Annotated in this window: 25 protein-coding genes; 7 read left to right on the forward strand and 18 right to left on the reverse strand. The window is 76.1% G+C overall.

Features of this window, described 5'->3' with window-relative positions; translation table 11 throughout:
• Positions 1–207 precede the first annotated feature (207 nt).
• The 3 genes from ACI8AR_RS22770 to ACI8AR_RS22780 all read right to left on the reverse strand — a co-directional run bounded on the left by ACI8AR_RS22770 (position 208) and on the right by ACI8AR_RS22780 (position 2,437).
• Entirely contained in the window at positions 208–1,689 is a 1,482-nt protein-coding gene (locus tag ACI8AR_RS22770; RefSeq protein ID WP_457053016.1) for a hypothetical protein, read from the reverse strand.
• A gap of 71 nt (positions 1,690–1,760) precedes the next feature.
• A complete protein-coding gene (locus tag ACI8AR_RS22775; RefSeq protein WP_457053017.1) occupies positions 1,761–1,982 on the reverse strand; it encodes a hypothetical protein in 222 nt (73 codons plus the stop codon).
• A 23-nt stretch (positions 1,983–2,005) separates the two neighbouring features.
• On the reverse strand, positions 2,006–2,437 hold the full coding sequence (locus tag ACI8AR_RS22780) for a hypothetical protein (protein ID WP_457053018.1): 432 nt from the start codon (positions 2,435–2,437) through the stop codon (positions 2,006–2,008).
• A 179-nt stretch (positions 2,438–2,616) separates the two neighbouring features.
• On the opposite strand from ACI8AR_RS22780, the gene ACI8AR_RS22785 reads away from it, so the two are divergent.
• From ACI8AR_RS22785 to ACI8AR_RS22795, 3 genes are read left to right on the forward strand one after another with little or no spacing between them, the layout of a single operon-like run.
• Positions 2,617–3,417 carry a purine-nucleoside phosphorylase gene (locus ACI8AR_RS22785; RefSeq protein ID WP_457053019.1) on the forward strand — a complete coding sequence of 267 codons (801 nt, stop codon included), beginning with the start codon at positions 2,617–2,619 and terminating at the stop codon, positions 3,415–3,417.
• Positions 3,414–5,045 (forward strand): phospho-sugar mutase, encoded by a 1,632-nt coding sequence (locus ACI8AR_RS22790; protein ID WP_457053020.1) that lies wholly within the window; start codon positions 3,414–3,416, stop codon positions 5,043–5,045. The genes ACI8AR_RS22785 and ACI8AR_RS22790 overlap by 4 nt, the downstream gene beginning before the upstream one ends.
• A 2-nt stretch (positions 5,046–5,047) precedes the next feature.
• Positions 5,048–5,740: a haloacid dehalogenase type II gene (locus tag ACI8AR_RS22795; RefSeq protein WP_457053021.1), complete on the forward strand. Its 693-nt coding sequence runs from the start codon at positions 5,048–5,050 to the stop codon at positions 5,738–5,740.
• A gap of 6 nt (positions 5,741–5,746) precedes the next feature.
• On the opposite strand, the gene ACI8AR_RS22800 is transcribed toward ACI8AR_RS22795, so the two are convergent.
• The 6 genes from ACI8AR_RS22800 to ACI8AR_RS22825 all read right to left on the reverse strand — a co-directional run bounded on the left by ACI8AR_RS22800 (position 5,747) and on the right by ACI8AR_RS22825 (position 9,806).
• A complete protein-coding gene (locus tag ACI8AR_RS22800; protein WP_457053022.1) occupies positions 5,747–6,010 on the reverse strand; it encodes a hypothetical protein in 264 nt (87 codons plus the stop codon).
• Positions 6,011–6,035: 25 nt separating this feature from the next.
• Positions 6,036–6,536, reverse strand: coding sequence for a hypothetical protein (locus tag ACI8AR_RS22805; protein WP_457053023.1), 501 nt, complete (start codon positions 6,534–6,536; stop codon positions 6,036–6,038).
• Positions 6,537–6,574: 38 nt separating this feature from the next.
• Positions 6,575–7,054, reverse strand: coding sequence for a DUF805 domain-containing protein (locus ACI8AR_RS22810; RefSeq protein ID WP_457053024.1), 480 nt, complete (start codon positions 7,052–7,054; stop codon positions 6,575–6,577).
• Between the two features lie 114 nt (positions 7,055–7,168).
• The gene (locus tag ACI8AR_RS22815; protein ID WP_457053025.1) at positions 7,169–8,059 is read right to left on the reverse strand and encodes a Gfo/Idh/MocA family protein; all 891 of its coding nucleotides are present in this window, start codon (positions 8,057–8,059) and stop codon (positions 7,169–7,171) included.
• A 2-nt stretch (positions 8,060–8,061) separates the two neighbouring features.
• Entirely contained in the window at positions 8,062–8,685 is a 624-nt protein-coding gene (gene upp, locus ACI8AR_RS22820; protein ID WP_456930009.1) for a uracil phosphoribosyltransferase, read from the reverse strand.
• A 17-nt stretch (positions 8,686–8,702) separates the two neighbouring features.
• Positions 8,703–9,806: a calcium:proton antiporter gene (locus ACI8AR_RS22825; protein ID WP_457053026.1), complete on the reverse strand. Its 1,104-nt coding sequence runs from the start codon at positions 9,804–9,806 to the stop codon at positions 8,703–8,705.
• Between the two features lie 81 nt (positions 9,807–9,887).
• Here ACI8AR_RS22825 and deoC point away from each other — a divergent pair, with 81 nt between their 5' ends.
• The 4 genes from deoC to ACI8AR_RS22845 are packed head-to-tail and all read left to right on the forward strand — an operon-like array spanning position 9,888 to position 14,767.
• Positions 9,888–10,883, forward strand: coding sequence for a deoxyribose-phosphate aldolase (gene deoC / locus ACI8AR_RS22830; protein WP_457053027.1), 996 nt, complete (start codon positions 9,888–9,890; stop codon positions 10,881–10,883).
• Positions 10,883–12,334, forward strand: a complete 1,452-nt coding sequence (locus ACI8AR_RS22835) for an aldehyde dehydrogenase family protein (protein ID WP_457053028.1) — start codon at positions 10,883–10,885, stop codon at positions 12,332–12,334. The genes deoC and ACI8AR_RS22835 overlap by 1 nt, the downstream gene beginning before the upstream one ends.
• A complete protein-coding gene (locus tag ACI8AR_RS22840; RefSeq protein WP_456935581.1) occupies positions 12,331–13,203 on the forward strand; it encodes an aldehyde dehydrogenase family protein in 873 nt (290 codons plus the stop codon). Before ACI8AR_RS22835 ends, ACI8AR_RS22840 begins: the two co-directional genes overlap by 4 nt.
• 43 nt (positions 13,204–13,246) lie before the next feature.
• Entirely contained in the window at positions 13,247–14,767 is a 1,521-nt protein-coding gene (locus ACI8AR_RS22845; RefSeq protein WP_457053029.1) for a hypothetical protein, read from the forward strand.
• 276 nt (positions 14,768–15,043) lie between these two features.
• On the opposite strand, the gene ACI8AR_RS22850 is transcribed toward ACI8AR_RS22845, so the two are convergent.
• The 9 genes from ACI8AR_RS22850 to ACI8AR_RS22890 form a co-directional block, all read right to left on the reverse strand.
• Positions 15,044–16,483 (reverse strand): DEAD/DEAH box helicase, encoded by a 1,440-nt coding sequence (locus tag ACI8AR_RS22850; RefSeq protein WP_457053030.1) that lies wholly within the window; start codon positions 16,481–16,483, stop codon positions 15,044–15,046.
• A 234-nt stretch (positions 16,484–16,717) separates the two neighbouring features.
• The gene (locus ACI8AR_RS22855) at positions 16,718–17,794 is read right to left on the reverse strand and encodes an adenosine deaminase (RefSeq protein WP_457053031.1); all 1,077 of its coding nucleotides are present in this window, start codon (positions 17,792–17,794) and stop codon (positions 16,718–16,720) included.
• Between the two features lie 9 nt (positions 17,795–17,803).
• On the reverse strand, positions 17,804–18,631 hold the full coding sequence (locus ACI8AR_RS22860) for an ABC transporter permease (protein ID WP_456935586.1): 828 nt from the start codon (positions 18,629–18,631) through the stop codon (positions 17,804–17,806).
• Positions 18,628–19,536, reverse strand: coding sequence for an ABC transporter ATP-binding protein (locus ACI8AR_RS22865; protein WP_457053032.1), 909 nt, complete (start codon positions 19,534–19,536; stop codon positions 18,628–18,630). The genes ACI8AR_RS22860 and ACI8AR_RS22865 overlap by 4 nt, the downstream gene beginning before the upstream one ends.
• A gap of 88 nt (positions 19,537–19,624) precedes the next feature.
• Positions 19,625–20,905, reverse strand: coding sequence for a thymidine phosphorylase (locus ACI8AR_RS22870; protein WP_457053033.1), 1,281 nt, complete (start codon positions 20,903–20,905; stop codon positions 19,625–19,627).
• Complete coding sequence (locus ACI8AR_RS22875; protein WP_456935589.1) at positions 20,905–21,321, reverse strand: cytidine deaminase; 417 nt, start codon at positions 21,319–21,321, stop codon at positions 20,905–20,907. The genes ACI8AR_RS22870 and ACI8AR_RS22875 overlap by 1 nt, the downstream gene beginning before the upstream one ends.
• On the reverse strand, positions 21,322–22,599 hold the full coding sequence (locus ACI8AR_RS22880; RefSeq protein WP_457053034.1) for an ABC transporter permease: 1,278 nt from the start codon (positions 22,597–22,599) through the stop codon (positions 21,322–21,324).
• Positions 22,596–23,807 carry an ABC transporter permease gene (locus tag ACI8AR_RS22885; protein WP_457053035.1) on the reverse strand — a complete coding sequence of 404 codons (1,212 nt, stop codon included), beginning with the start codon at positions 23,805–23,807 and terminating at the stop codon, positions 22,596–22,598. The genes ACI8AR_RS22880 and ACI8AR_RS22885 overlap by 4 nt, the downstream gene beginning before the upstream one ends.
• Complete coding sequence (locus ACI8AR_RS22890; protein ID WP_457053036.1) at positions 23,804–25,369, reverse strand: ABC transporter ATP-binding protein; 1,566 nt, start codon at positions 25,367–25,369, stop codon at positions 23,804–23,806. Before ACI8AR_RS22890 ends, ACI8AR_RS22885 begins: the two co-directional genes overlap by 4 nt.
• Between the last annotated feature and the right edge of the window lie 246 nt (positions 25,370–25,615).

The following is a 25,615-nucleotide window of genomic DNA, read 5'->3' on the forward strand; positions in this document are numbered from 1 at the left end:
CCCCCCCCCCCCCCCCCCCCCCCCCCCCCGCCCGCCCCCCGCCCCCCCCCCCCCCCCCCCCCCCCCCCCCCCCCCCCCCCCCCCCCCCCCCCCCCCCCGGGCCGCGTCCGGAGCCCCGCCCCACCGTCCCCGGGCGGCGGGCGGTGGGGCGGTCCCGGGTGACCGGCCGCGTCCGGGCGGGGTCGGACCCGCGTCTGCCCGGGCCGGTCAGGCGACGGGGACGGTGTCCGGCTCCGGGGTCCGCGGCCGCGGGAGCAGCGCGGCGGGCGGCACCCGGCCGGTGACCGCGGCGACGGCGCGGCGGCCGTAGAGGTCGGGGTGGACGCGCACGCCGCACAGGTCGCGGCCGACCACCGAGACACCGCGGCCGTCGTCGGTGGGCACCACGGCCTCGACCCGCGACCACGGGATGCCGTGCACGTCGCCGTCGGCGTCGGTGTGCGCGAGGCCGTCGTCGGAGACGACCAGCGCCACCCGCGCGGCCGGGTCGCGCAGCCGGCGCAGCAGCGGCGGGCGGAACACCGTGCCGGCCGGCAGCTCCGGGAGGGTGCCGCACAGCGGGCGGCGGGCGACGCCGGCCGGGCCGTCCCAGGCGGCGGTGTCGGGGACGGCGAGGACGGCGGTCGCCCCGGCCCGGCGCAGCGCCGCGGTCACCTGCGCCGGCGTCACCGCGCGCCAGGCGGCGAGGGTGTCCGCGGCCGGGCGGAACGGCAGGCCGGTGGCCGCGCAGTAGGCGGCGTCGGCCAGCTCCGTGCCGACGGCGTCCTCGTCGTCCAGCTCGGCCTCCAACCCGGCGACGGCGTGCGCGACCTCCGCGGCGTCCGGCCCGTCGGCGCACAGCTCGGCGAAGGTCTGCCACAGCAGGCCGGCGACCTCGGCGTCGCGGCCGGTCCGGGCGTCGACCACGACGGCCACCTCGCGCCGGCCGGGCGCGAGGTCGAGGGGAAGGGAGTCGACGCCGTAGGACAGCCCGCGGTCGTGCCGGGCGCGCTCGCGCAGCCGGTCCTGGAGCACGTCGACGCCGACCGCCAGCGCGGCGTCGCCGGGGGTGTCGGTGGCCAGCAGCAGCCCGACGCCGGGGGCGTCGGTGTGCGTCCAGACCGGCCCGTCCTGCGGGCGCGGGACCGGCACCCGGCGCGCCGGGCGCGGCCCGTCGGGCAGCGGCAGCCGCAGCCCCTCGGGCAGCGGGCCGTGGCACCACAGCGCGGCGTTGGAGCGGACGAACCAGCGGGCGGCGTGCGCCCGGACGGTCTCCTCGGTCAGGTACTCCGGACCCGGCCCGGCCGAGACGGTCAGGCCCGGCCCGGTGAGGCCGTAGCGGGCGGCCCACAGCGCGCTGACCGTGGAGGAGCCGGTGCCGCAGCCCTCGGCCTGCAGCACGCCGGCCTCGGCGGCCAGCCGCTCGGTGGGCAGGTCGGCCAGGGCGCGGCAGACGCCCTCCAGGAAGGCGGCGACGGCGTCCGGGCGGCCGGTGGCGAAGAAGGCGGTGCTGTCGACGTCGGTGACGGCGTTGCAGCGCAGGTGCGTGCGCGGGAGCGCGGCCATGGCCAGGTGCTCGACGAGGTGGGTGACCTCGATGGTCGAGAACGTCTCGTCGCGCAGGCCGACGCCGAAGACCAGCGCCGCCGTCGTCCGCTCCCGCCCGCCGGCGGTGAACACCGGGACGCCGTCGATGACCGTTCGCTGCACCGAGCCATGGTCCGGGAGCCGGCCCGTCCTCCCCGGCCGACACGCGGCCGGGGACGACTGGGACGGGTGGGTCAGCGCGTCGGGCCGAACACCGGGATCGTGCCGTCGTCCTCGTTGCTGGTGAGGAACAGCTGCCGGCCCGGCACCGCGAGCAGCCCCTCCGCCGCGCCGCCGGAGGCGTACCGCACCTCGCCGCCGGGCGAGAACACCGTCCAGCCGCGGCCGCCGCTGGGCTCCTCGGCCAGGTCGCCCTCGTCGGCGGTGAGCAGGTTCCCGTCCGGGGTCCACTGCACGGCGTCGGGCTCCCGGGGCGCGGTCAGCGCGTCGTCGAAGGTGGCCGCGCCAGCCCGTGCTCGGCGACCACCGCGAGGGTGCGCAGGTCGACCACGACCAGCGGGCCCGAGGGGGTGGTGGACTCCCCGTCGGTGTCGTCGACGACGACCAGGGCCCGGCGGCCGTCCTGCGTGACGGCGACCGAGGTGGGCTCGCCGCCGACCTCCACGGCGCCGGCCTGACGCGGCCGGTCGGGCCGGCCGAGGTCCACCAGCCCGACCTCGCCGGAGGCGGGGTCGGTGTAGACGACGGTGCGGCCGTCCGGGGTGACCGACAGGATCTCGGCGACCTCGCCGGCGACGTCGGAGGTCGCCGGCTCGGTGAACGTCGGGGTGGCGGGCGCGGCGGAGGCCGGCGCGGCGGAGGCGGCGAGCGGGGCGGCCGCGCGGAGGGCGCGGAGGGACGAGCGCGTCACGGTGGTCCCGGGGTGCGGGAACGGGTCCCGCAGACCCTCACCGGCCGAGGTGACGCCCGGATGGCGGCCGGGGGAACGCCGGCCGTGCCGCCGGTGACACGCCCACGCGGGGACGGCCGGGGCTGCCGTGCCGACCGGCGGCCCGGGTCGGCGCCGCGGCGCTGGGTTAGCGTCGCCCGGTGAGCGCACCCGATCCCGCGGCCCTGGCCGCCACCGCCGCCGCCGACCTGACCGCAGCCCTCGGCGACGGCCACGACGTCGCCGTCGTCATGGGCTCGGGCTGGGCCCCCGCGGCCGACGCCTTCGGGGAGGCCGCGGCCTCCGTCGCCATCGGCGAGCTGCCCGGCTTCGCCGCCCCCACGGCGGTCGGGCACGGCGGGCAGGTGCGGTCGGTGCGCGTCGGCGACCGGCGGGTGCTGCTCTTCCTCGGCCGCACCCACCTCTACGAGGGCCGCGGCGTCGAGCCGGTGGTGCACGGGATCCGCACCGCCGCCGCGGCCGGGGTGCGCACCGTCGTCCTCACCAACGCCGCCGGCGGCCTCGCGCCCGACCACCGGGTCGGCCAGGCGGTCCTGATCGCCGACCACCTCAACCTCACCGCCCGCTCGCCGCTGGTCGGTGCCACGTTCGTCGACCTCACCGACCTGTACTCGGCGCGGCTGCGCGAGCTGGCCCGTTCCCTCGACCCGGACCTGACCGAGGGCGTCTACGCCGCGCTGCCCGGCCCGCACTACGAGACGCCGGCCGAGATCCGCATGCTGCGCACCCTCGGCGCGGACCTCGTGGGCATGTCCACGGCGCTCGAGGCGATCGCCGCCCGCGCCGCCGGGATGGAGGTGCTGGGGCTGTCGATGGTCACCAACGCCGCGGCCGGCATCACCGGCGAGAAGCTGGACCACGAGGAGGTGCTCGCCGCGGGCAAGGCCGCCGCCGGGCGGCTCGGGGAGTTCCTGGTCGAGTTCATCGGGCGCCTGCCGTGACCGGCCCGGTCCTGGACGCCGCCCGGGCGTGGGCCGCGGCCGACCCGCACCCCGGCGACCGCGCCGAGATCGAGGCGCTGGTCGCCGCCGGGGACACCGCCGAGCTCGCGCGCCGCTTCGCCGGGCCGCTGACCTTCGGCACCGCCGGGCTGCGCGGGCCGCTGCGCGCCGGGCCGGCCGGGATGAACGCCGCCGTCGTCACCCGGGCCGCCGCCGGGCTGGGCGCCTGGCTGGCCGCGCACGGGCACGGCGGCGGGGCCGTCGTCGTCGGGTTCGACGCCCGGCGCCGCTCCGACGAGTTCGCCCGGGTCACCGCCGCGGTGCTGTCGGCCGCCGGGTTCGCCGTCTCGGTGCTGCCCCGCCCGCTGCCCACGCCGGTGCTGTCGTCGGCGGTCCGGTCGCTGGGCTGCGTGGCCGGCGTGATGGTCACCGCCAGCCACAACCCGCCGCAGGACAACGGCTACAAGGTCTACCTCGCCGACGGCGCCCAGCTCGTGCCGCCGGCCGACCGGGAGATCGAGGCCGCGATCGCCGCCGTCGGCCCGGCGGGCGAGGTGCCCACCTCCGACGAGTGGACGACCCTCGGCGACGACGTCGAGGCCGGGTACGTGGCCGCCGTCGTGCGCGCGCTGCAGCCCGAGCGGGTCGACGCCGCCGCGCGGGCGGACCTCACCGTGGCCTACACCGCGATGCACGGCGTCGGCGCGGCCACCACGCGGGCGGTGTTCGCCGCCGCCGGGTTCGCCCCGCCGGTGAGCGTGCCCGAGCAGGACGCCCCCGACCCGGCGTTCCCGACGGTCACCTTCCCCAACCCGGAGGAGCCCGGCGCGGTCGACCTGCTGCTCGCGCTGGCCGACCGCTGCGGCGCCGACGTCGCCATCGCCGAGGACCCCGACGCCGACCGCTGCTCGGTGGTGTGCGAGGGCCGGCAGCTCACCGGCGACGAGGTGGGCGCGCTGCTCGCCGACTGGCTGCTGCGCCGCGGCGTGCGCGGCACGTACGCGGCCTCGCTGGTCAGCGGCTCGCTGCTGTCCGCGCTCGCGGAGGCGCACGGCGTGCGGTTCGCCGAGACGCCGACCGGCTTCAAGTGGATCATCCGCGCCGGCACCGACGAGCAGCCGCTGGTGTTCGGCTACGAGGAGGCGCTGGGCTACGCGGTCACCCCGGAGGTGGCCCGCGACAAGGACGGCATCTCCGCCGCCCTCGCCGTCGCGCTGCTGGCCGCGGAGCTGAAGCAGAGCGGCCGCACCCTGGTCGACCGGCTCGACGAGCTGGCGCGCGAGCACGGGCTGTTCGCCACCGGCCAGCTGTCGGTGCGGGTGGAGGACCTCTCGCTCATCTCCGGCGCCATGGAGCGGCTGCGCGCCGACCCGCCGGCCCGGCTGCTCGGCCGGGCGGTCACCGCCGGCGACCTGCTGGCCGAGGACCCGCCGGTCGACGCCGTCCGGCTGCTCGGCGACGGCGTCCGCGTGGTGGTCCGGCCCAGCGGCACCGAGCCCAAGCTCAAGGCGTACCTGGAGACGGTGGTCCCGGTGCACGACGACGCCGGGATCATCGCCGCCCGGGGCCGCGGCGCGGACGAGCTCGACCAGCTGCGCGGCGAGATGGCGCACGCGCTGGGGCTGTAGCCGTGGACGTCGGCGCGGTGGTCCTCGACGTGTTCGGCACGGTCGTGGACTGGCGGGCCGGCGTGGCCCGGGAGGCGGCCCGGCTGCTCGGACCGGGCGTGGACGTGCACGCGCTCGCCGACGCCTGGCGGGCGCGGTACCAGCCGTCCATGGAAGAGGTGCGCTCCGGCGGGCGGCCGTTCGTCCCGCTGGACGTGCTGCACCGCGAGTCCCTGCCGGAGGCGCTGGCCGGGGTGGGCGCGGGCCCCGTCCCGGACGACGTCGCCGCGGAGCTCGTGCTGGCCTGGCACCGGCTCGACCCGTGGCCGGACGCGGTGCCTGGCCTGACCCGGCTGCGGCGGCGGTTCGTGCTGGCGCCGCTGTCCAACGGCGGGGTGCGGCTGCAGGTGGACCTGGCGCGGCGGGCGGGGCTGCCGTGGGACCTCGTGCTCGGCGCCGAGGTCGTCGGCCGCTACAAGCCCGACCCGGAGGTCTACGACTCCGCGGCCCGGCTGCTGGCGCTGCCGCCGTCGGCGGTGCTCATGGTGGCCGCGCACGTCGACGACCTGGCCGCCGCGCGGGCCCGTGGGCTCCGGACGGCGTACGTGCACCGGCCCGCCGAGTTCGGCGGGACGCGGGTGCCGCCGGGGAGCGACCCCGACGCCGACCTGTCGGTGTCCTCGCTCGAGGAGCTGGCCGCCGCCCTGGGCTGCTGAGGCCGGTCAGCCGCCGTGGCGGGGCCGGGTGCCGGTGCCGCGCCGGCCCGCGGCCACGGAGCCGCCCGCGGCCAGCAGCGCGATCACCAGCCAGCCGATCCCGGTGAGGACGTCCCGCTGCTCCCCGGCCGCGTCGCGGGTCTCCACCCACAGCACGGCGGCGGCGGTGCCGAGCAGCCACAGCAGCACCGGCAGCGGCCGCCAGCGGCGGAGGTCGGCCATCACGACCACGGGTGCGAGGACGACCACCCCGACCAGCACGACGATCACGCCGGGAGTGTGCCGGACGGGTCCCTCACCTGCGGCGTCGCCCCGGGCGGGCCCGCGGCGGGGACCACTCGAGGGTCCAGCTCTCCCCCACCGGCAGCGCCCGCCAGCGCCGCCCGGCGTCGGCCAGGGCGGCCGCGGCGGCGGCCAGCCGCTGCGGTGGCAGGTCCAGCGCGGCGGCCTCGCCCGGCAGTACCGCCGCCCCGCGCGCGGAGCGGGACACGAGGTCGGCCACGCCCTCGGCCCGCGTGACGGCGGCCGCGCGCTCCCGCTTGAGCCGGGCCGACCGCTCGCCGGCGTGCGGGGGCTGCCGCCCGGAGACGTGGCGCATCGTCGTCCAGACGACGCCGTCGGCGATGCAGCCCCAGATGCCCTCGCGCATCCCCAGCTCGGTCTCGACCAGCGCGTGCACCAGGTCGTGCGGCAGGTCGGCCCCGCCCCCGGCGCCGCGCAGGGCGAACACCACGCCGTCGTCGCGCTCCACGCGGGTCTCCACCGGACGCCGGTCGGCCGGCCGGGAGAAGGTCATCCGCACCCCTCCAGGCTGGCCGGTCCGGTCAACCGGTTTCACCGGGTCGCGAGTCGCGGCTCCCGCCGGGCCGGGTGCGGGGCGCCGTCGTACTGGTTGCGGCCGGGCTCGCTCGGCGAGAAGCCGAGCGTCACGAGCAGGACGATCGCGCCGGCGATCGGGACCAGGCCCCACAGCAGGAACCAGCCCGAGCGGCCGGTGTCGTGCAGCCGGGTCACCGCCGCGCTGATCGAGGGCGCGAACAGCGCCAGCGAGACCAGCAGGGTGATCGGCCCGCCCGAGAAGGTGACGTCGGCGCTGGAGGAGTAGTAGCCGTAGGACTCGTAGCTCGCCGTGTACCAGGCGGTGCCGAACGCGATGTCGGCCCAGATCGCCGCGACGCTCGCCGCCCACAGCGGCAGCGCGTAGTGCAGCCAGTAGGTGCGCCGGTCGATCCGTCCGCGGCGGACGTACCAGCTGCTGTCCGAGACCGCCCGCGCGTTCGCGCGGTCGTGGCCGGGGTACGAGTACTCGCTCATGTCGTCTCCCTGTCCGGCCCCGGGTCCCGGGGCTCCCTGTCGTCGGGGGAGACGGTGTCGGCCGGTGCTCGTCCGGCCCTTGCGCGCGACTGGAGGCCGCGCCGCAAGTCGGCCTCAGGCGGGGACGTCCTCCCGGCAGCCCGAGGCCAGCGCCCGCTCGGCGGCGGCCAGCACGACGACGACCTCGCGGCCGAAGCCGACGTCGCACGGGTGCGTGCCACCCGTGACCGCCGCCGCGGTGAGCTCCTCGACCGCCGCCGTCAGCGACGCGATCGGGCTCTCGGTGTCGGGCAGGAGCACCAGCCGCCCGGCGTCGCCGTGGACGGAGAACTCGATGCCGGTGGCCAGCGGCGCCACGGTGTGCGACAGCGTGACGGTCGAGGCCACGCCGGGGGTGGCGTGCTGCAGGACCAGGTGCACGGTGTCACCGGCGCCCGCCCCCGCCTGCACCGACACCACCGGGCCCAGCGCCGGCACCAACAGCGACAGCGCGTGCGGGCCGATGTCCCACAGCGCCCCGTAGCGGCGGCGCCAAGCCGAGTCGAAGGGGCTCCCGGCCAGCGCCGACAGCCACGAGGCGGCGCCGCCGGCCAGCCGGGTGCGGCCGGCCTGGGCCAGCCACGACGTCGTCTGCGCCTGGAAGCGGAAGGTGAAGAACACGACCGAGGCGACCCCCGCGGACCGCACCGCGGTCACCACCCGGTCGGCCTCGTCGACGGTCAGCCCGATCGGCTTCTCCAGCAGCAGGTGCCGGCCGGCGGCGGCCGCCTGCTCGGCCAGGGGCACCTGCACGTCCGGCGGGACGGCGACCGACACCGCGTCCACCTGCTCGAGCAGCGCCGCGAGGTCGTCCGTGCCGGGGACGTCGAACTCCGCGCCCACGTCGGCGGCCTTGCCCGCGTCCCGCCCCCAGATGCCGGCGAGCTCCGCGGTGGGGTGCGCGGCGATCGCCGCCGCGTGCACGGTGCGGGCCCAGTGGCCGGTGCCCAGGACGGCGAACCGCACGGTCACACCGCGCCGAACTGGCGGTCCCCGGCGTCGCCGAGGCCCGGGACGATGTACGCCTTCTCGTTGAGGCCCTCGTCGACGCTGGCGGTGAACACCCGCAGCGGCAGGCCGCTCTGCTCCAGCCGCTCCAGGCCGACCGGCGCGGCCAGCGCGCACAGCACGGTGATCTCGGTGGCGCCGCGCTCGGTGAGCAGCGTGCAGCAGTGCACCAGCGAGCCGCCGGTGGCCAGCATCGGGTCCAGCACGAACACGTGCCGGCCGACCAGGCTCTCCGGCAGCGAGGCCATGTACGCCTCGGGCTGGAAGGTCACCTCGTTGCGCGCCAGGCCGACGAAGCCCATCTGCGACTCCGGCAGCATCCCGTGCGCGGTGTCGGCCATGCCCAGCCCGGCCCGCAGCACCGGCACGATCAGCGGCGGCGCGGCCAGCCGGTAGCCGGTCGTCGTCGTCACCGGGGTGGTGATCGGCTCCTCGGCGACGGCGAGGTCGCGGGTGGCCTCGTACACCAGCATCTGGGTCAGCTCCCGCAGCGCCGCCCGGAACGCGGCGTTGTCGGTCCGCTCGTCGCGCATCCGCGACAGACGGGCACGGGCGAGCGGGTGGTCGACGACGGTCAGCTGCACGGGCGCCACCGTATCGGTCAGGGCGCGACGGCCAGGAACAGGAAGCCGGCGAGCAGGACCAGGTGCACGACGCCCTGCAGCCGGGTCGCCCGGCCGGGCACCACGGTGAGCACCGCGACGACGACGGTCACCGCGAGCAGCACCATCTGCGTGGCGCCGAGGCCGAGCAGCAGCGGTCCGTCCAGCCAGATCGAGGCGACCGCGATCGCCGGGATGGTCAGCCCGATGCTCGCCATCGCCGACCCGAACGCCAGGTTCAGGCTGGTCTGCAGCCGGTTGCGGCGGGCGGCGTTGGCGGCCGCGAGCGTCTCGGGGGCCAGCACCAGCAGCGCGATCACCACACCGACGAACGACTGCGGGAAGCCGATCGCGGCCACCCCCGCCTCGATCGCCGGGGACTCCACCTTCGCCAGCCCGACGACGGCGACCAGCGCCACCAGCAGCAGCCCGAGGCTGGTCAGCGCGGCGCGGCCCGACGGCGGGTCGGCGTGCTCGTCCTCGTCGTCGCGGCTGCCGCCGACGGGGACGGGGAGGAAGAAGTCGCGGTGCCGGACGGTCTGGGTGACCACGAACGCGCCGTAGAGCACGAGCGAGGCGAGCGCGGCGAAGGTCAGCTGCGCCGTCGAGAACTCCGGCCCGCTGACGGTCGTCGTGTAGGTGGGCAGCACCAGGCACATCACCGCGAGGGTGAGGACGGTCGCCAGCGCCGCCCCGGCCCCCTCCCGGTTGAAGACGACGACGTCGTGCCGCAGCGCCCCCAGCAGCACCGACAGCCCGAGGATGCCGTTGCAGGTGATCATCACCGCGGCGAACACGGTGTCCCGCGGCAGCGACGCCGCGTCCGGGCCGCCGGACGCCATCAGCGTGACGATCAGCCCGACCTCGATGACGGTGACCGCGACGGCGAGCACCAGCGACCCGAACGGCTCCCCCACCCGGTGGGCGACCACCTCGGCGTGGTGCACCGCGGCCAGTACCGCGCCGACGAGGGCGACTGCGTCGACCACCACCACGAGCGCCCCCGGGTCCCGCCCCCAGGTGAGCGCCAGGAGGACCACCGCGGCCACGGGCGCGACGGTGGTCCAGGACAGCAGGGCCGGTCTCGCCGTCGTCGTCGCCACGTCCCCACGCTGCCATGCCCGGCCGGCTCCCCCGGGTGACCGCGGTCCCGGAGTGACCGGTCGCACTGGGAGGATGGGCGCATGACCCACGTGCTCGACCCCGGGACGCTGGCGGCCGGGACCCGGCCCGGCCCGGGGCCCGCGGCGCCGTTCGACGACGTGACCCGCTCGGACGCCGCCCTCCGCGCCTTCCTGCACGGCCTGCCCGGTGTCGACCAGGTGGGGGCCGAGCAGCGGGCCGCCACCCTCGGCACCCGCTCGATCAAGACCACGGCCAAGGCCTGGGCGATCGACACCGCGATCTCCATGGTCGACCTGACCACCCTCGAGGGTGCCGACACCCCCGGCAGGGTCCGCTCGCTGGCGGCCAAGGCCCGCCGGCCCGACCCCGGGGACCCGACCGCCCCGTCGGTCGCCGCCGTCTGCGTCTACGGCGACCTGGCGGGCGTCGCGCGGGAGGCCCTGCGGGGCACCGGCATCCACGTCGCCGCCGTCGCCACCGCCTTCCCCAGCGGCCGCGCCAGCCGGGAGGTCAAGCTCGCCGACGTCCGCGACGCCGTGGGCAACGGCGCCGACGAGATCGACATGGTCATCGACCGCGGCGCCTTCCTCGCCGGCCGCTACCTCGAGGTGTTCGAGGAGATCGTGGCGGTCAAGGAGGCCTGCGGGGACGCGCACCTCAAGGTCATCCTCGAGACTGGCGAGCTGGTCACCTACGACAACGCCCGCCGCGCCTCGTGGCTGGCGATGCTCGCCGGCGCCGACTTCATCAAGACCTCCACCGGCAAGATCTCCCCCGCCGCGACGCTGCCGGTGTGCCTGGTGATGCTCGAGGCGGTCCGCGACTTCCGCGCCGCCACCGGCACCCAGGTCGGCGTGAAGCCCGCCGGCGGCATCCGCACCACCAAGGACGCGATCAGGCACCTGGTGCTCGTCAACGAGACCGTCGGCGCCGACTGGCTGTCCCCCGACTGGTTCCGCCTCGGCGCCTCCAGCCTCCTCAACGACCTGCTCCTGCAGCGGCAGAAGCTGCGCACCGGCCACTACTCCGGCCCCGACCACGTGAGCGTCGACTGATGACCACCAGCCCCCTGTTCGAGTACGCCCCCGCCCCCGAGTCCCGGTCGATCGTCGACGTCGCGCCGTCCTACGGCCTGTTCGTCGACGGCGAGTTCGTCGACGGCTCCGGCGAGACCATGAAGACGGTCAACCCGGCCACCGAGGAGGTGCTCAGCGAGATCGCGGTGGGCACCGAGGCCGACGTCGACCGCGCCGTGAAGGCCGCCCGCCGCGCGTACACCCGGGTGTGGGGCCCGATGCGCCCGGCGGACCGCGGCAAGTACCTGTTCCGGATTGCGCGGATCCTGCAGGAGCGGGCCCGCGAGTTCGCCGTCCTGGAGTCCCTGGACAACGGCAAGCCGATCCGGGAGTCCCGCGACGTCGACGTCCCCCTGGCCGCGGCGCACTTCTTCTACCACGCGGGCTGGGCCGACAAGCTCGGCTACGCGGGCCTTGGGCCCGACCCGCGGCCGCACGGCGTGGCCGGCCAGGTCATCCCGTGGAACTTCCCGCTGCTGATGCTGGCGTGGAAGGTCGCCCCGGCGCTGGCCACCGGCAACACCGTCGTCCTCAAGCCGGCCGAGACCACCCCGCTGACCGCGCTGCTGTTCGCCGAGGTGTGCCGGCAGGCCGACCTGCCGCCGGGCGTGGTCAACGTCGTCACCGGCGCCGGCGACACCGGCCGGGCCGTCGTCGAGCACGAGGACGTCGACAAGGTCGCGTTCACCGGCTCCACCGAGGTGGGCCGCTCGATCGCCCGCGCCGTCGCCGGCACCCGCAAGGCGCTGACCCTGGAGCTCGGCGGCAAGGCGGCCAACATCGTCTTCGACGACGCCCCGATCGACCAGGCCGTCGAGGGCATCGTGCGCGGCATCTTCTTCAACCAGGGCCACGTCTGCTGCGCGGGCTCCCGGCTGCTGGTGCAGGAGTCGGTCCACGACGAGGTGATCGCCTCGCTGCAGCGGCGGATCGGCACGCTGCGGGTGGGCGACCCGCTGGACAAGAACACCGACATCGGCGCGATCAACTCCGCCGAGCAGCTGGCCCGCATCCGGGAGCTGTCGGAGATCGGTGAGGCCGAGGGCGCGCAGCGCTGGCAGCCGGCCTGCGACCTGCCCGACCGCGGCTTCTGGTTCCCGCCGACGGTGTTCACCGACGTCTCCCCCGCCCACCGGATCGCCCGCGACGAGGTGTTCGGCCCGGTGCTGTCGGTGCTGACCTTCCGCACGCCCGACGAGGCGGTGGCGAAGGCCAACAACACCACCTACGGGCTGTCGGCCGGCATCTGGACCGAGAAGGGCTCGCGGATCCTCGCGATCGCCGACCGGCTGCGCGCCGGTGTGGTGTGGGCCAACACGTTCAACCAGTTCGACCCGACGTCGCCGTTCGGCGGCTACAAGCAGTCCGGCTACGGCCGCGAGGGCGGCCGGCACGGGCTCGCCGCGTACCTGAAGGAGAGCTCCCGGTGATCGGCAGCGAGCGGCTCGCCGTCCGCAAGACCTACAAGCTGTACGTGAACGGGGCCTTCCCGCGCTCGGAGTCCGGCCGCACCTACGAGGTCACCGACCACAAGGGGACGTTCCTCGCCAACGCCGCGCTGGCCTCCCGCAAGGACGCCCGCGACGCCGTGGTCGCCGCGCGGGCCGCGTTCGGCAAGTGGTCGCGCGCCACCGCCTACAACCGCGGCCAGGTGCTCTACCGGGTCGCGGAGGTGATGGAGGGCCGGCACGCGCAGTTCTGCGAGGAGGTCGCCGCCGGCGAGGGGCTGTCGGCCGGCCGCGCCCGCGCCGTCGTCGACGCCGCCATCGACCGCTGGGTCTGGTACGCCGGGTGGACCGACAAGCTGGCCGCCGTCCTGGGCAGCGCCAACCCGGTGGCGGGGCCGTTCTTCGACTTCTCCCTGCCCGAGCCGACCGGCGTCGTCGCGGTCCTCGCCCCGCAGCGCTCGTCGCTGCTCGGCCTGGTCAGCGTGCTGGCGCCGGTGCTCGCGGGCGGCAACACCGCCGTCGTCGTCAGCTCGCACGAGCGGCCGCTGCCGGCGGTCACCCTCGGCGAGGTGCTGGCCACCAGCGACGTCCCCGGCGGCGTGGTCAACCTGCTCACCGGCGACGCCGGCGAGATCGGCCCCTGGCTGGCCGAGCACGACGACGTCGACGCCGTCGACCTGACCGGGGCTCCCGCCGGCCGGGCCATGGAGCTCGAGCGGCTGGCGGCCGGCAGCATCAAGCGGGTGCTGCGCCCGCCGGCGGAGGAACCGGACTGGACCGCCGACCCCGGCACCGGCCGCATGACGCGGTTCCTGGAGACCAAGACGGTCTGGCATCCCAAGGGGGTCTGAACCCCCGGGTGCGCTCCCGGACGGACCCGGCAGGATGGGCGTCGTGGCCAGGCCGAGCATCGTCCCCATCGCCCTCACCGTCGACGACCGCACGGGTTACACCCTGTGGGCGCCGCCGTGGGAGGAGGACGGCGAGGAGTGGCAGGCCTTCCTCGGCACCTCCGAGGGGGAGACCGCCACGGTCCACCTCTTCCCCACCCCGGCCGCGCTCGCCGCGTTCTGCCGCACCGCCACCGACCACGACCTCGCCGACCACCCGGTCTGGCCGGTCGTGGTCGGGCTGGGCGCCGCGGACCTGACGCCCGACGACGACCACCGCTACGACCTCGACGGCGTCTACGACATCGCCGCCGAGAACCCGGACCGGTGGGCGGTCGAGGAGCTCGCGGCCACCATCGACATCGTCAGCCGGCTGGCCGAGTGCCTGGACACCGCCGGGGACGACGACGAGGAGGGCGCGACCGCCGCGCGGGCCGGCGCGGACACCGACGACGAGGACGCTGACGAGGACCTCGACGGCGACGAGGAGACCGAGTTCCCCTCCCTCGCCGAGCTGGTGGCCCGGCCGGAGATCGGGTCGCTGGGCCTCGGGGTCGACGCGTTCGTCGGCCGCTCGGGCGAGGACGCCTGGATCGGCGTCGGCGGCGCGCTCGACGAGCTGTGGGAGGACGTCATCGAGGAGCTGTCGGCGCACCTGGACTGGACCGGCGCCGGCACGACCACCCTCGAGGCCTACCCCTCGGCCGCCGACGAGGACGAGACCGACGACGGCCTGGCCGACGAGGACCTGGCCGACGAGGACCGCACCGACGAGGACATGGCCGACGAGGCGCCCACCGGTGCCCGCGCCGGCCGCGGCGCGGAGGCCACCGTCGCCCGGGGCCCGGACGGCTCGGCCGACCGCCCGGCCGCGGGCCCGACAGCGGCCGCGCCGGAGGAGGCGGCCACCGCCGGGGTGAGCACGATCCGCGGCGGCAGCCGGATCACCGCGACCCCGGCCGCGGTCGCCGCGGCGGCGGAGTTCTGGGAGGCCGTCGGCATCCTCCCGGTGGAGCTCGTCGTCCCCGAGGGCGCCGGCGTGACGCTGCGCTGCTACGTGGAGGACGTCGCCCGGTTCCTCGGCCGCGACGGCGAGGTCTACCTGTTCGACACCCCCGCCGACCTCGCCCGGTTCTGCGCCGGCGACGAGCAGCACGACCTCACCGAGATCGCGTCCTGGCCGGAGGTGGCCGACACCGACGTCATGCCGCTGCCGGCCGAGCAGGACCGCTACGACCTGACCGAGCTGTCCGAGGTGCTCGCCGAGGTGGCCGGGGGCGCGGCGGGGCTGGTCGACCACCGGGTGTTCGCCCAGCCGGTCGAGGGCGTGCGCGACGTCGCCGAGTACGCGGGTCTCACGCGGGTCGACGAGCTGCTCGCCCCCACCGCGCCGCTGGGGCGCGCGGTCGCGCGCGGCGAGCGGGAGCCCGGCGCCACCCTGCGCGCCGAGGACGCCGCCCCGCTACAGGAGGCCTGGGACGAGGTCGTCGCCCAGGTCGGCGGGGCGCTGGTCTTCCGCCACTGACGGCCGTCCTCCGGGTCCGGACCGGATCCGGGGCACAGCCCGGCGGCCGGGACCTCTGCCGCGAGCTCGTGCTCTGCCCACAGGTGTGGGCAGAGCACGAGCGTCCAGCGGAGTACTCCGGCGCTCCCCTTCGCGCTCTGCACACAGGTGTAGGCAGAGCACGAGCGAGCGCGGAACAGCACCACGGCCGGCCCCGGGGTCCCGGGGCCGGCCGTGGTGGGGTGCTGGAACGGCCCCGCGCCCCCGCCGCGAGGGGTGGGGGCGCGGGATCCGTCGTCAGTCGCGCGCGGGCGCAGGGCGGTCGGACCGCCCGCCGCGGTGGCCCTCGCCGGGGCCGCGGTACCGGTCGCGGTCGCCGGAGGGCCGGCGCGGACGGTCGTCGCGACGGCCGCCGTCGCCGTAGGAGCGGCGCGGACGGTCGCCGTCGCGGCGCGGACGCCGGCCGCCGGGGCCGCCGTGCGGACGGCGCGACTCGCGGGCCGGCCGCTCGACCGGCTCCACCGGCACGCCGGTGGCGACGAGCTCGGCGATCGGGGCGTCGCCCGGCCGGATGCGGCTGACCTGCGGGTCCACCTTCGCCTGCCGGAACCGCCGCTTGGCCTGGCCGACCTGGTCGGGCAGCAGCAGCGAGACCACGACGCCGCCGGCGCCGGCGCGGGCGGTGCGGCCCGAGCGGTGCAGGTAGGTCTTGTGGTCGGCCGGCGGGTCGTAGTGCAGGACCAGCGAGACGTCGTCGACGTGGATGCCGCGGGCGGCGACGTCGGTGGCCACCAGCACGGGGCTGCGGGCGTCGGTGAAGGCCTCCAGCGCCCGGCGGCGGGCCGACTGCGGCAGCCCGCCGTGGATCGCCTCGGCCTTGATGCCGACGGCCTGCAGGTTCTCGGTGAGCCGGTCGACGCCGAGCTGGGTGCGGGCGAACACGATCGTCCGGCCCGGCCGCGCGGCCAGCTCCTGGGTCACCGGCACCTTGTCGCGGAAGGCGACGCTGTAGGCCAGGTGCTCGGCCGGCGGGGCGTCGTCGCCGGGGCGCTTGACCTCGTGCCGCGCGGGGTCGGTCAGGTAGCGGCGGACCAGCGTGTCCACCTCGCCGTCCAGCGTGGCCGAGAACAGCAGCCGCTGGGCGTCGGGGCGGGTCTGGTCGAGCAGCTCCTGCACGACGGGCAGGAAGCCGAGGTCGGACATGAAGTCGGCCTCGTCGACGACGCTGACCTCGACCTCGGCGAGGGTGACCTCGCGCTGGCTGATCAGGTCCTGCAGCCGGCCGGGGGTGGCGACGACGACGTCGACGCCGCGGCGCAGCTGCGAGATCTGGCGGCCCATCGAGGCGCCGCCGTAGACGGTGGCGAACTGGGCGCCGACGGCCTGGCCGAGCGGGGCCAGGTTGTCGGAGACCTGCTGGGCGAGCTCGCGCGTGGGCACGAGCACCAGCGCGCGCGGGGCGCGCGGGCCGCGGCGGGCGGTGAGGCCCATGCGGGCGAGCATCGGCAGGCCGAAGGCCAGGGTCTTGCCGGACCCGGTGGCCGCCTTGCCCAGCACGTCGCGCCCGGCGAGGGCGTCGGGCAGGACGGACGCCTGGATGGCGAACGGAGCGCGGATGTCGCGCCGCTCGAGGGCGGTCACCAGCTGCTGGGGCAGGCCCAGCTGGGCGAACGTGGGGCCCGCCGGGGCGGGGGTGTCGGGGGTGCTCTGGACGTCGACGGTGTCGGACGTGGTCATGCGGGGGTGGGGACTCCGATACAGCTCGGGCGCGTCCCGTGGTGGTGCGCGGGCGCCACCCCTGCGACGGGGCCAGGCGTCCTCACTGGCGACCGCGGGCGTCGACGACGCGGCGGTCTGCACGGATGCGCTCATGCCCGGACGGACCGTCCGGGAGGATGTCCGGCGAGTGCCGGCACACCCACGGTAACAGCGCCGCCCGGTCCGCCCTTCCGCGGCGGGCGGTGGCCGTGATCACCCGCGGAGGGCGGCGTACCCCGGGCGGACGACGTCGTCGAGCAGCCGGGCCCGCTCGGCGTCGTCGGTGAACGCCGCGGCCAGCGCCCGCTCGGTGACCGTCTGGAGGTCGTCCCAGCCCCAGCCGTGGGCGGCGGCGACGTCGGTCAGCTCGCTGGTCACCGAGACGCCGCTCATCAGCCGGTTGTCGGTGTTCACCGTGACCGCGAAGCCCAGCCGGTGCAGCCGGCCCACCGGGTGCCGCCCGATCGAGGGGTAGGCGCCGGTCTGCACGTTCGACGACGGCGCGACCTCCAGCGGCACCTGCTCGTCGAGCACCCGCCGGGCGAGCGGGCCGAGCGGGCCCTCCATCGGCACCTCGTCGGCGATCCGCACGCCGTGCCCCAGCCGCTCGGCGCGGGCGCCGTCCAGCGCGGCCCGGATGCTGTCGACGCCGGCCGCCTCGCCGGCGTGGACGGTGCGGTGCGCGCCGGCGCGGTCGAGCAGCGCGATCGCCCCGGGGATCCGGTCCGGCGGGAAGCCGATCTCCGGACCGGCCAGGTCGAAGCCGACGACGCCGGCGTCCCGGTACCGGACGACGAGGCCGGCGACCTCCTCCCAGCGGTCCTCCTGCCGCATCGCGCACAGCAGCGCGCCGACCGTGATCGGCGTCCCCACCGCGGCCGCCTCGGCGCTGCCCGCGGCGAACCCGTCGAGGATCGCCTCCACGGCCTCCTCGATCGGGGTGCCGCCCGCGGTCACCAGCTCCGGCGCCATGCGGACCTCGGCGTACACGACGCCGTCGGCGGCGAGGTCGAGGGCGCACTCGCGGGCCACCCGGCGCACCGCCTCGGGCCGCTGCATCACCCCGACGGTGTGCGCGAACGTCTCCAGGTACCGCACCAGCGAGCCGGAGTCGGCGGCCTCGCGGAACCAGGTCCCCAGCGACTCCGCGTCGGAGGCGGGGAGGGCGCGGTAGCCCACCTCGTCGGCGAGCTCGAGCACCGTCTGCGGACGCAGCCCGCCGTCGAGGTGGTCGTGCAGGAGGACCTTGGGCGCGCGGCGGACCGAGTCGGCGTCGAGTGGTGCGGGCACCACCCGACGCTATCTCGTGCCGCGCTCCTGCCAGCGGAAGGTCAGGACGCACAGCACCAGACCGGCGGCGCACCACACGGCCAGCACCAGCGCCACCCGCCCGAGCTCCCAGGACCCGGCCGGCTCCTGCGCGGCGAGCGCGTCGGGGAGGAACACCGAGCGCAGGCCCTGCGCCATCCACTTGAGCGGGAACAGCGAGGCGATCGTCTGCATCCAGCCCGGCACCTGGCTGAACTGGAAGAACACACCGGAGATGAACTGCAGCACCAGGGCGATCGGCGTGACCGTGGCCGACGCCGACCGGCCGTTGCGGGCGAGGCTCGACACGGCGATGCCCAGCAGCGTGCACGCCGCGGCGCCGAGCGCGGTCACCCAGGCGAAGGTCAGCCAGTCGCGGCCCGAGGGCAGGTCGACGTCGTAGAAGACCGCCCCGACCGCCAGCAGGACCACGATGATCAGCACCGTGACGGCGAGGACCTGCACGACCTTGCCGACGAAGTAGGCGCTGCGCGGCATCGGGGTGCCGTAGAGGTGCTTGAGCGTGCCGTCGGCGCGCTCGGTGGCGATCGAGATCGCCATGTTCTGCAGGCTCGCCCCGAGGATGCCCGCGGCGATCACCCCGGCCAGGAAGTACTGGACGAAGCTGACCCCGCTGCCGAGGTCGTAGTCGAGCACCGCGCCGAACACCACGAGCAGCAGCACGGGGAAGACGAGGGTGAACACCACCGACTCGCGCTGCCGGAAGAACTCCTTGAGCTCCACCCCGGCGCGGGAGCGGTAGACGGCGGGCAGCGACGGCAGCGCGGCGCGCTCCCGGGTGACGGTTCCGGCGCTCACGCGCGGGCCTCCCCGATCATCTGCAGGTACACGTCCTCGAGGGTCGGGCGGGCCACCGCCAGGTCGGGCACCTCGCCGGGGAAGCGCGCGGACAGCGCGGAGACGAACGCCGTCGGGGTCGCGGTGGCCTCGCTGCGCCGGACGCCGTCCTCGGTCCAGCTGACCACCGCCGGCGCGCGCCCGCGGCCGCCCAGCTCCGAGGGGACGGCGACCTCGGCCAGCCGGCCGCGCGCGATGACGCCGACCCGGTCGGCCAGCGCCTCGGCCTCGTCCAGGTAGTGGGTGGTGAGCAGCATCGTGGTGCCGAGGTCGCGCAGCGAGCGGATCAGCGACCAGAACTGCCGCCGCGCCTCGGGGTCGAAGCCGGTGGTCGGCTCGTCGAGGAACAGCAGGGTGGGGCGGCCGACGATGCCGAGCGCGACGTCGAGCCGGCGGCGCTGCCCGCCCGACAGCGAGCGCCCGCGGGCCCGGGCCTTCTCGGTCAGCCCGACCAGCTCGAGCACCTCGTCGGGGTCGCGCGGGTCGGGGTAGTAGGACGCCTGCGCGCGCAGCAGCTCGCGGCAGGTCAGCTGGCTGTCCCCGGCGCCGGACTGCAGCACGATGCCCAGCTGCGCCTTCCACCGGCGCCCGCCCGCGGCCGGGTCGGTGCCGAGCACCCGCACCTCGCCGCCGTCGCGGTCGCGGAAGCCCTCGCAGATCTCGACCGTCGTCGTCTTGCCGGCGCCGTTGGGGCCGAGCAGGGCGAAGATCTCGCCGCGCCGGATGTCGAGGTCCAGGCCGTCGACGGCGGTGGCAGCGCCGTAGCGCTTCACCAGCCCGCGGACGGAGATCGCCGCGTCCGGATCGAGGGGCTCCCCGGCGCGCGGGGCGGCGGTGGAGGTCGGTATCGCGGACGTGCTGGTCACGAGGACCCAGTGTGCTCTCCGATCGGGGTCCCGCGCCGACCGCCCTCCGTGTGCACGTCCGCGGACGTGCGCACGGAGGGCGTCGGGACTACGCGGAGATGCGGTCGATCAGCAGGGGCAGCGGCTCGTCGCCGGTGTCGACGCCGACCGCGCCCTCCAGCGCCTCCAGCGCCCGCGGGATGCGCGCGGCGTCGTCGGTGTGCAGCTCCAGCAGCGGCTGGCCCTCGGTCACCCGCTCCCCCACCGTCGCCGTCCAGGTGACGCCGGCGGCGGCCGAGACCGGGTCCTCCTTGCGGGCGCGGCCGGCGCCCAGCCGCCAGGCGGCGACGCCCAGGGCGTAGGCGTCCAGGCGGGTGAGCGTGCCGGTGGCCGGGGCGGTCACCACGTGCCTCTCCGCCGGCTGCGGCAGCGGCGCGTCGGGGTCGCCGCCCTGCGCGGCGATCATCCGCCGCCACACGTCCATCGCCCGGCCGTCGCGCAGCGCGTCGGCGGGGTCGACGTCGGGCCGGCCGGCGCCGGTGAGCATCTCCCGCGCCAGGGCCAGGGTCAGCTCGAGGACGTCGGCCGGGCCGCCGCCGGCGAGCACCTCCACCGACTCGGCGACCTCGACGGCGTTGCCGGCGGCGCGGCCCAGCGGCCGGTCCATGGCGGTCACCAGCGCCACGGTGTTCACCCCGGCCGCCTCGCCGAGGCCGACCATCGTGCGGGCCAGCTCGCGGGAGGACTCGGGGTCCTTCATGAACGCGCCGGAGCCGGTCTTGACGTCGAGCACCAGCGCGTCGGCGCCCTCGGCGATCTTCTTGCTCATGATCGAGCTGGCGATGAGCGGGATCGACTCGACCGTCGCGGTCACGTCGCGCAGCGCGTAGAGCTTCTTGTCCGCCGGCGCGAGGTCGTGCCCGGCGGCGCAGATGACCGCGCCGACCTCGGCGAGCTGCCGGAGGTAGGCGTCCTCGTGGACGTCGGCCCGCCAGCCGGGGATCGACTCCAGCTTGTCCAGCGTGCCGCCGGTGTGGCCCAGGCCCCGGCCCGACAGCTGCGGCACCGCCACGCCGCAGGCGGCGACCAGCGGCGCGAGCGGCAGGGTGGTCTTGTCGCCGACGCCGCCGGTGGAGTGCTTGTCGGCGGTGGGCCGGCCCAGCGAGGACAGGTCCTTGCGCTCGCCGGAGTCGATCATCGCCTGCGTCCACACCGACAGCTCGTCGGCGGACATGCCCCGGAAGAACACCGCCATGAGCAGCGCGCTCATCTGCTCGTCGGGGATCGCGCCGTCGGTGTAGGCGCCGATCACCCAGCGGATCTGCTCGTCGGTGAGCCGGCCGCCGTCGCGCTTGGCGCGCAGCACGTCGATGGCGTCGAACGCGGCCATCAGCCCTGCCCCCGCTCCGCCGCGGCGACCAGGTCGTCGGGGCCGAAGGCGTCGGGCAGCACCTCGCGCATGGGCACGATGCCCAGCGAGACCGTCTCGATGAGCATGTCGGCGCCGCCGTGCTCCCACAGCAGCTGCCGGCACCGGCCGCACGGCATGAGCGGCTGCCCGTCCCCGCCGACGCAGGCCACCGCGACCAGCCGGCCGCCGCCGGTGCGGGCGAGGTCGCTGACCATCCCGCACTCGGCGCACAGGCCCAGGCCGTAGCTGGCGTTCTCGACGTTGCAGCCGGTGACCACCCGACCGTCGTCGACCAGCCCGGCCACGCCCACGGGGAACCGCGAGTACGGCGCGTAGGCGTGCGTCATGGCCTCCCGGGCCGCCGTGCGCAGGGCGTCCCAGTCGACGTCCCCCATCTAGTTCTCTCCTCTTCGGTAGACGAGCCCGTCGGCCTTCGGCATGCGCAACCTCTGCGAGGCCAGCGACAGGACCAGCAGCGTGGTCAGGTGCGGGGTGAAGAAGACGATCCCCTCGGGCAGCCGGTCGATGGTGAGGAACCCGACCAGCGAGGCGGCGGCGAAGACCCCGGCGATCCCGGCGACCAGCCACCTGCCGCGCCGGGCCTGCACGACCGCCAGCACGGCGAGGAGGACGGCGATGAGCAGCAGCAGGGCCACCACCGCGGTCTGGCTGCGCAGCTGCAGGGCGTCGGCGAACCCGAACAGGCCCGCCCCGGCCGCCAGCCCGCCGGGTCGCCAGTTGCCGAAGATCAGCGCGGCCAGGCCGATGAAGCCACGACCCCCTGTCTGACCTTCGCGGTAGATGCCCGCCACGAACACCAGGAAGACGCCACCGAGGCCGGCCAGCGCGCCGGAGACGATCACGGCGAGGTACTTCAGCCGGTAGACCGGCACGCCCAGGGAGTCCGCGGCGGCCGGGTTCTCACCGCACGAGCGCAGCCGCAGGCCGAAGGCCGTCCGCCACAGCAGCAGGTAGGAGACCGGGACGAGCAGCACGGCGAGCAGGGTGAGCAGACCCACGCCGCTGGTCAGGCCGCGCAGCAGCCCGGCCGCGTCACTGACCAGGAACCAGTGCTGCTGTTCCAGGTCGCCGAGCAGGTCCGGTCCCGAGGACAGCACCGGTAGCGAGAAGGACGGCTGGTCGCCGGCCAGGGACGGCGACTGCGTCGGGCCGCCGCCGGTGTCCTCGTTGAACAGCAGCTCGGAGAGGAAGCGGACCACGCCCTCGGCGAGGATGTTGATGGCGACGCCGGAGACCACGTGGTCGACGCCGAACGTCACCGTGGCGATCGCGTGGAGCAGGCCGCCGGCCGCGCCGAAGACCACGCCGCCGATGACCGCGCCGGCCCAGCCCCACTGGTAGCCGGCCCAGCCCGCGCCCCAGGTGCCGAGGATCATCATCCCCTCGAGGCCGATGTTCACCACGCCCGCGCGCTCGGACCACAGCCCGCCCAGCGCCGCCAGTCCGATGGGGACGGCGAGCAGCAGCGCGGCCCGGAGCGTTGAGGACGAGGTGAGCTCCTGCTCGCCCGAGATGACGCGGACCAGCGAGAAGAGCAGCCACAGGCCGACGAGCACCCACAGCACCCGCCGCGCCCGGCCGCCGCCGGTCAGCAGGTCGGTGAGCGGGCCGCGGCTGGGCTGACCGGTACGGGTCGTCGCCGTCGTGCTCATGCTCGTGCTCCCTGCTGGTCCCCGGGCGCACCGGCGCGGACCTGCTGCCCGCCGTCCGGGGCGGGAGGCGTCGGCGTCGCGCCGTCCCCGCCGCCGTCCGGGGCCGGACCGGCCGACGCGCCGGCCCGCTCGGCCGAGCGCAGCGCCAGCCGCCGGGCGATCTCGTTGGCGATGACGACGGCGAGCACGATCGTGCCCTGGATGATCGTGACGACCGAGGACGGGATGTCGGCGAACTGCAGGGGCAGTGCCGCCCGGTCGAGGAAGGCGAACAGCAGCGCGGCCAGCGCGATGCCCACCGGGGTGCTGCGGCCCAGCAGGGCGACGGCGATGCCGAGGAAGCCGAGGCCGGCGGTGAACTCGGTGCCGTAGTCGAACTGCGACCCGAGCAGGTCGGGCAGGCCGATCAGGCCGGCGATCGCGCCGGAGATCAGCATGGTCTTCACGACCATGCGCCGGGCGTCGACGCCGCTGGCGGTGGCCGCGGACGGCGACAGGCCGGTGGCGCGCAGGTCGAACCCGAAGCGGGTGCGCTGGATCAGCACCGCGACGACGACCCCGACCACGACCGCGACCAGCAGGAAGCCGTAGAGACCGCTGCGCGGTGCGGCCAGGCCCAGCCCGGTGAGCAGCCCGTTGAGGCTCGGGAAGCGGCCGGACTCGGGGATCTCCGAGGTCGTGATGATCGAGGCGCCCGGCGGGCTCCCCCGCAGCGGGCCGGTCAGCAGGAACGACGCCAGGCCCAGCGCGACGAAGTTCAGCATGATCGAGCTGATGACCTCACTGACGCCGCGGGTCACCTTGAGCACGCCGACGATGCCGGCCCACAGCGCCCCGACCACCATCGCCACGACCACGATGAGCAGCACGTGCAGCGGGCCGGGCAGCACCACGGCTGCGCCGACCGCGGCGGCCAGGATGGTGGCCAGCCGGTACTGGCCCTCGACGCCGATGTTGAACAGGCCCATCCGGAACGCGACCGCGACGGCGAGCCCCGCGAGGAACAGCGGCACCGCCCGGTTGAGGATCACGACGATCGACTGGACCTGCTGCGACGGGGTGGTGCCGAGGTCGACCATCACCCCGAACGCCTCGAGCGGGTCCTGCCCGATGAGGGCGATGACCACCGCGGAGATGACCAGGGCGACCAGGACGGCGAGCACCGGGCCGAGCAGGGACAGCCCCACCCGGCGGAGGAGGCCGTTCACGCCGCACCCGCCGTCCGCGCGCCGGTCATGTGCCCGCCGAGTTCCTCGGGGGTCACCCGCCGCGGGTCGAGGGTGGCCACCAGGCGGCCGCGGAGCATGACGTGCAGCGTGTCCGACAGGCCGATCAGCTCGTCGAGGTCGGCGGAGATGAGCACGATCCCGAGTCCCTCTGCACGGGCGTCCTTGAGCAGCTCCCAGATCACCGACTGGGCGCCGACGTCGACGCCGCGGGTCGGGTGGGCGGCGACGAGCAGCCGCGGCGCGGCGCTCATCTCGCGCCCGACGATCAGCTTCTGCTGGTTGCCGCCGGAGAGGGCGATGGCCAGCGTGTCCGGGCCGGGGGCGCGGACGTCGTACTCCCGCATGATCCGCGCGGTGTCGGCGCGGGCGCCGCGGCGGTCGATGAAGGGACCCTTCACGGCCGGCGGGCGGGTCTGGTGGCCGAGGATGCGGTTCTCCCAGAGCGGCGCGTCCAGCAGCATGCCCTGGCGGTGCCGGTCCTCGGGGATGAAGCCGACACCGGCCTCTCGGCGGGCGCGGGTGCTCCAGCCGGTGACGTCCTCCGTCCCGAGGACGACCGACCCGGCGGCCAGCGGGCGCAGCCCCATGATCGCGTCGACGAGCTCGGCCTGACCGTTGCCCTCGACACCGGCGATGCCGACGACCTCGCCCTCACGCACGGTGAGCGTGACGTCGTCCACCACGGGCCGGTGCCCCACGTCGGTGACCGTGACGCCGGTCAGCTGCAGCACGGGGGTCTCGCGGACGGTGGACTCGCGGGTCTCCGGGGTGGGCAGCTCGGCACCGACCATCAGCTCGGCCAACTGCTTGGCCGTCGTCGTCCTCGGGTCGGCCGTGCCGACCGTGGTGCCGCGCCGGATGACCGTGATCGAGTCGGCGACACGGCGCACCTCGTCGAGCTTGTGCGAGATGAAGATGACCGTCAGGCCCTCGCGCTTGAGCTCGGCGAGGTTGGCGAACAGCTCGTCGACCTCCTGCGGCACGAGCACGGCGGTCGGCTCGTCGAGGATCAGGGTCCGCGCGTTGCGGTAGAGGACCTTGGCGATCTCGACCCGCTGCCGGTCGCCGACGCCGAGGTCCTCGACCAGCGCGTCGGGGCGCAGTCCGAGGGAGTAGCGGTCGGAGATGTCGGTGATCCGGCGGCGCGCCTCGGCCAGGTCCAGCCGGCCGCGGCGGGTGGGCTCGCTGCCGAGGACGACGTTCTCCAGGACGGTGAAGTTGTCGGCGAGCATGAAGTGCTGGTGGACCATGCCGATGCCCGCGGCGATGGCGTCGGCCGGGCTGCGGAAGGCCACCTCACGCCCGTCGACGAGGACCTGGCCCTCGTCGGGGCGGTGCTCGCCGTAGAGGGTCTTCATCAGCGTCGACTTGCCGGCGCCGTTCTCGCCCACGATGGCGTGCACCTCACCGCGACGGACCCGCAGTTCGATGTCCCGGTTCGCCACCACGCCGGGGAAGCGCTTGGTGATCCCGCGCAGCTCGACGGCGAGGGGGGCGTCGCCCGCTGCCGGACTGTCTGCTGGCGAGTCGGCTGGTGCCATGCCGGCAACTCCTCGCTGTGGCCCGCCGGTGGGCGGGAGGTCACTTCGGACGGCGCCGGCGCGCGGGATCAGCCGCTGCGCCGGGCTTCGGGCCCAGGGGCCGTGCGTATGGTGCCCTACTCGCCGGGCTCCGTCCGCGCCTGGGGCGGCCCCGGCACGACGCGGGGCCCCGCGCTTCCCCCCCCGCGCCCAGCCGAGCGTGGTTCTCTACTCGCCGGGGCCCCCCCCGCCGCCCCAAACACACTA

Source organism: Geodermatophilus sp. SYSU D01036 (genome assembly GCF_054050435.1).

What these genes read in the sequence shown, in the direction of transcription:
- ACI8AR_RS22805 (WP_457053023.1), bottom strand. Translation starts at nt 6,536, where the DNA reads ATGACCTTCTCCCGGCCGGCCGACCGGCGTCCGGTGGAGACCCGCGTG.
- ACI8AR_RS22810 (WP_457053024.1), bottom strand. Translation starts at nt 7,054, where the DNA reads ATGAGCGAGTACTCGTACCCCGGCCACGACCGCGCGAACGCGCGGGCG.
- deoC (WP_457053027.1), top strand. Translation starts at nt 9,888, where the DNA reads ATGACCCACGTGCTCGACCCCGGGACGCTGGCGGCCGGGACCCGGCCC.
- ACI8AR_RS22835 (WP_457053028.1), top strand. Translation starts at nt 10,883, where the DNA reads ATGACCACCAGCCCCCTGTTCGAGTACGCCCCCGCCCCCGAGTCCCGG.
- ACI8AR_RS22850 (WP_457053030.1), bottom strand. Translation starts at nt 16,483, where the DNA reads ATGACCACGTCCGACACCGTCGACGTCCAGAGCACCCCCGACACCCCC.
- ACI8AR_RS22870 (WP_457053033.1), bottom strand. Translation starts at nt 20,905, where the DNA reads ATGGCCGCGTTCGACGCCATCGACGTGCTGCGCGCCAAGCGCGACGGC.
- ACI8AR_RS22875 (WP_456935589.1), bottom strand. Translation starts at nt 21,321, where the DNA reads ATGGGGGACGTCGACTGGGACGCCCTGCGCACGGCGGCCCGGGAGGCC.
- ACI8AR_RS22880 (WP_457053034.1), bottom strand. Translation starts at nt 22,599, where the DNA reads ATGAGCACGACGGCGACGACCCGTACCGGTCAGCCCAGCCGCGGCCCG.
- ACI8AR_RS22890 (WP_457053036.1), bottom strand. Translation starts at nt 25,369, where the DNA reads ATGGCACCAGCCGACTCGCCAGCAGACAGTCCGGCAGCGGGCGACGCC.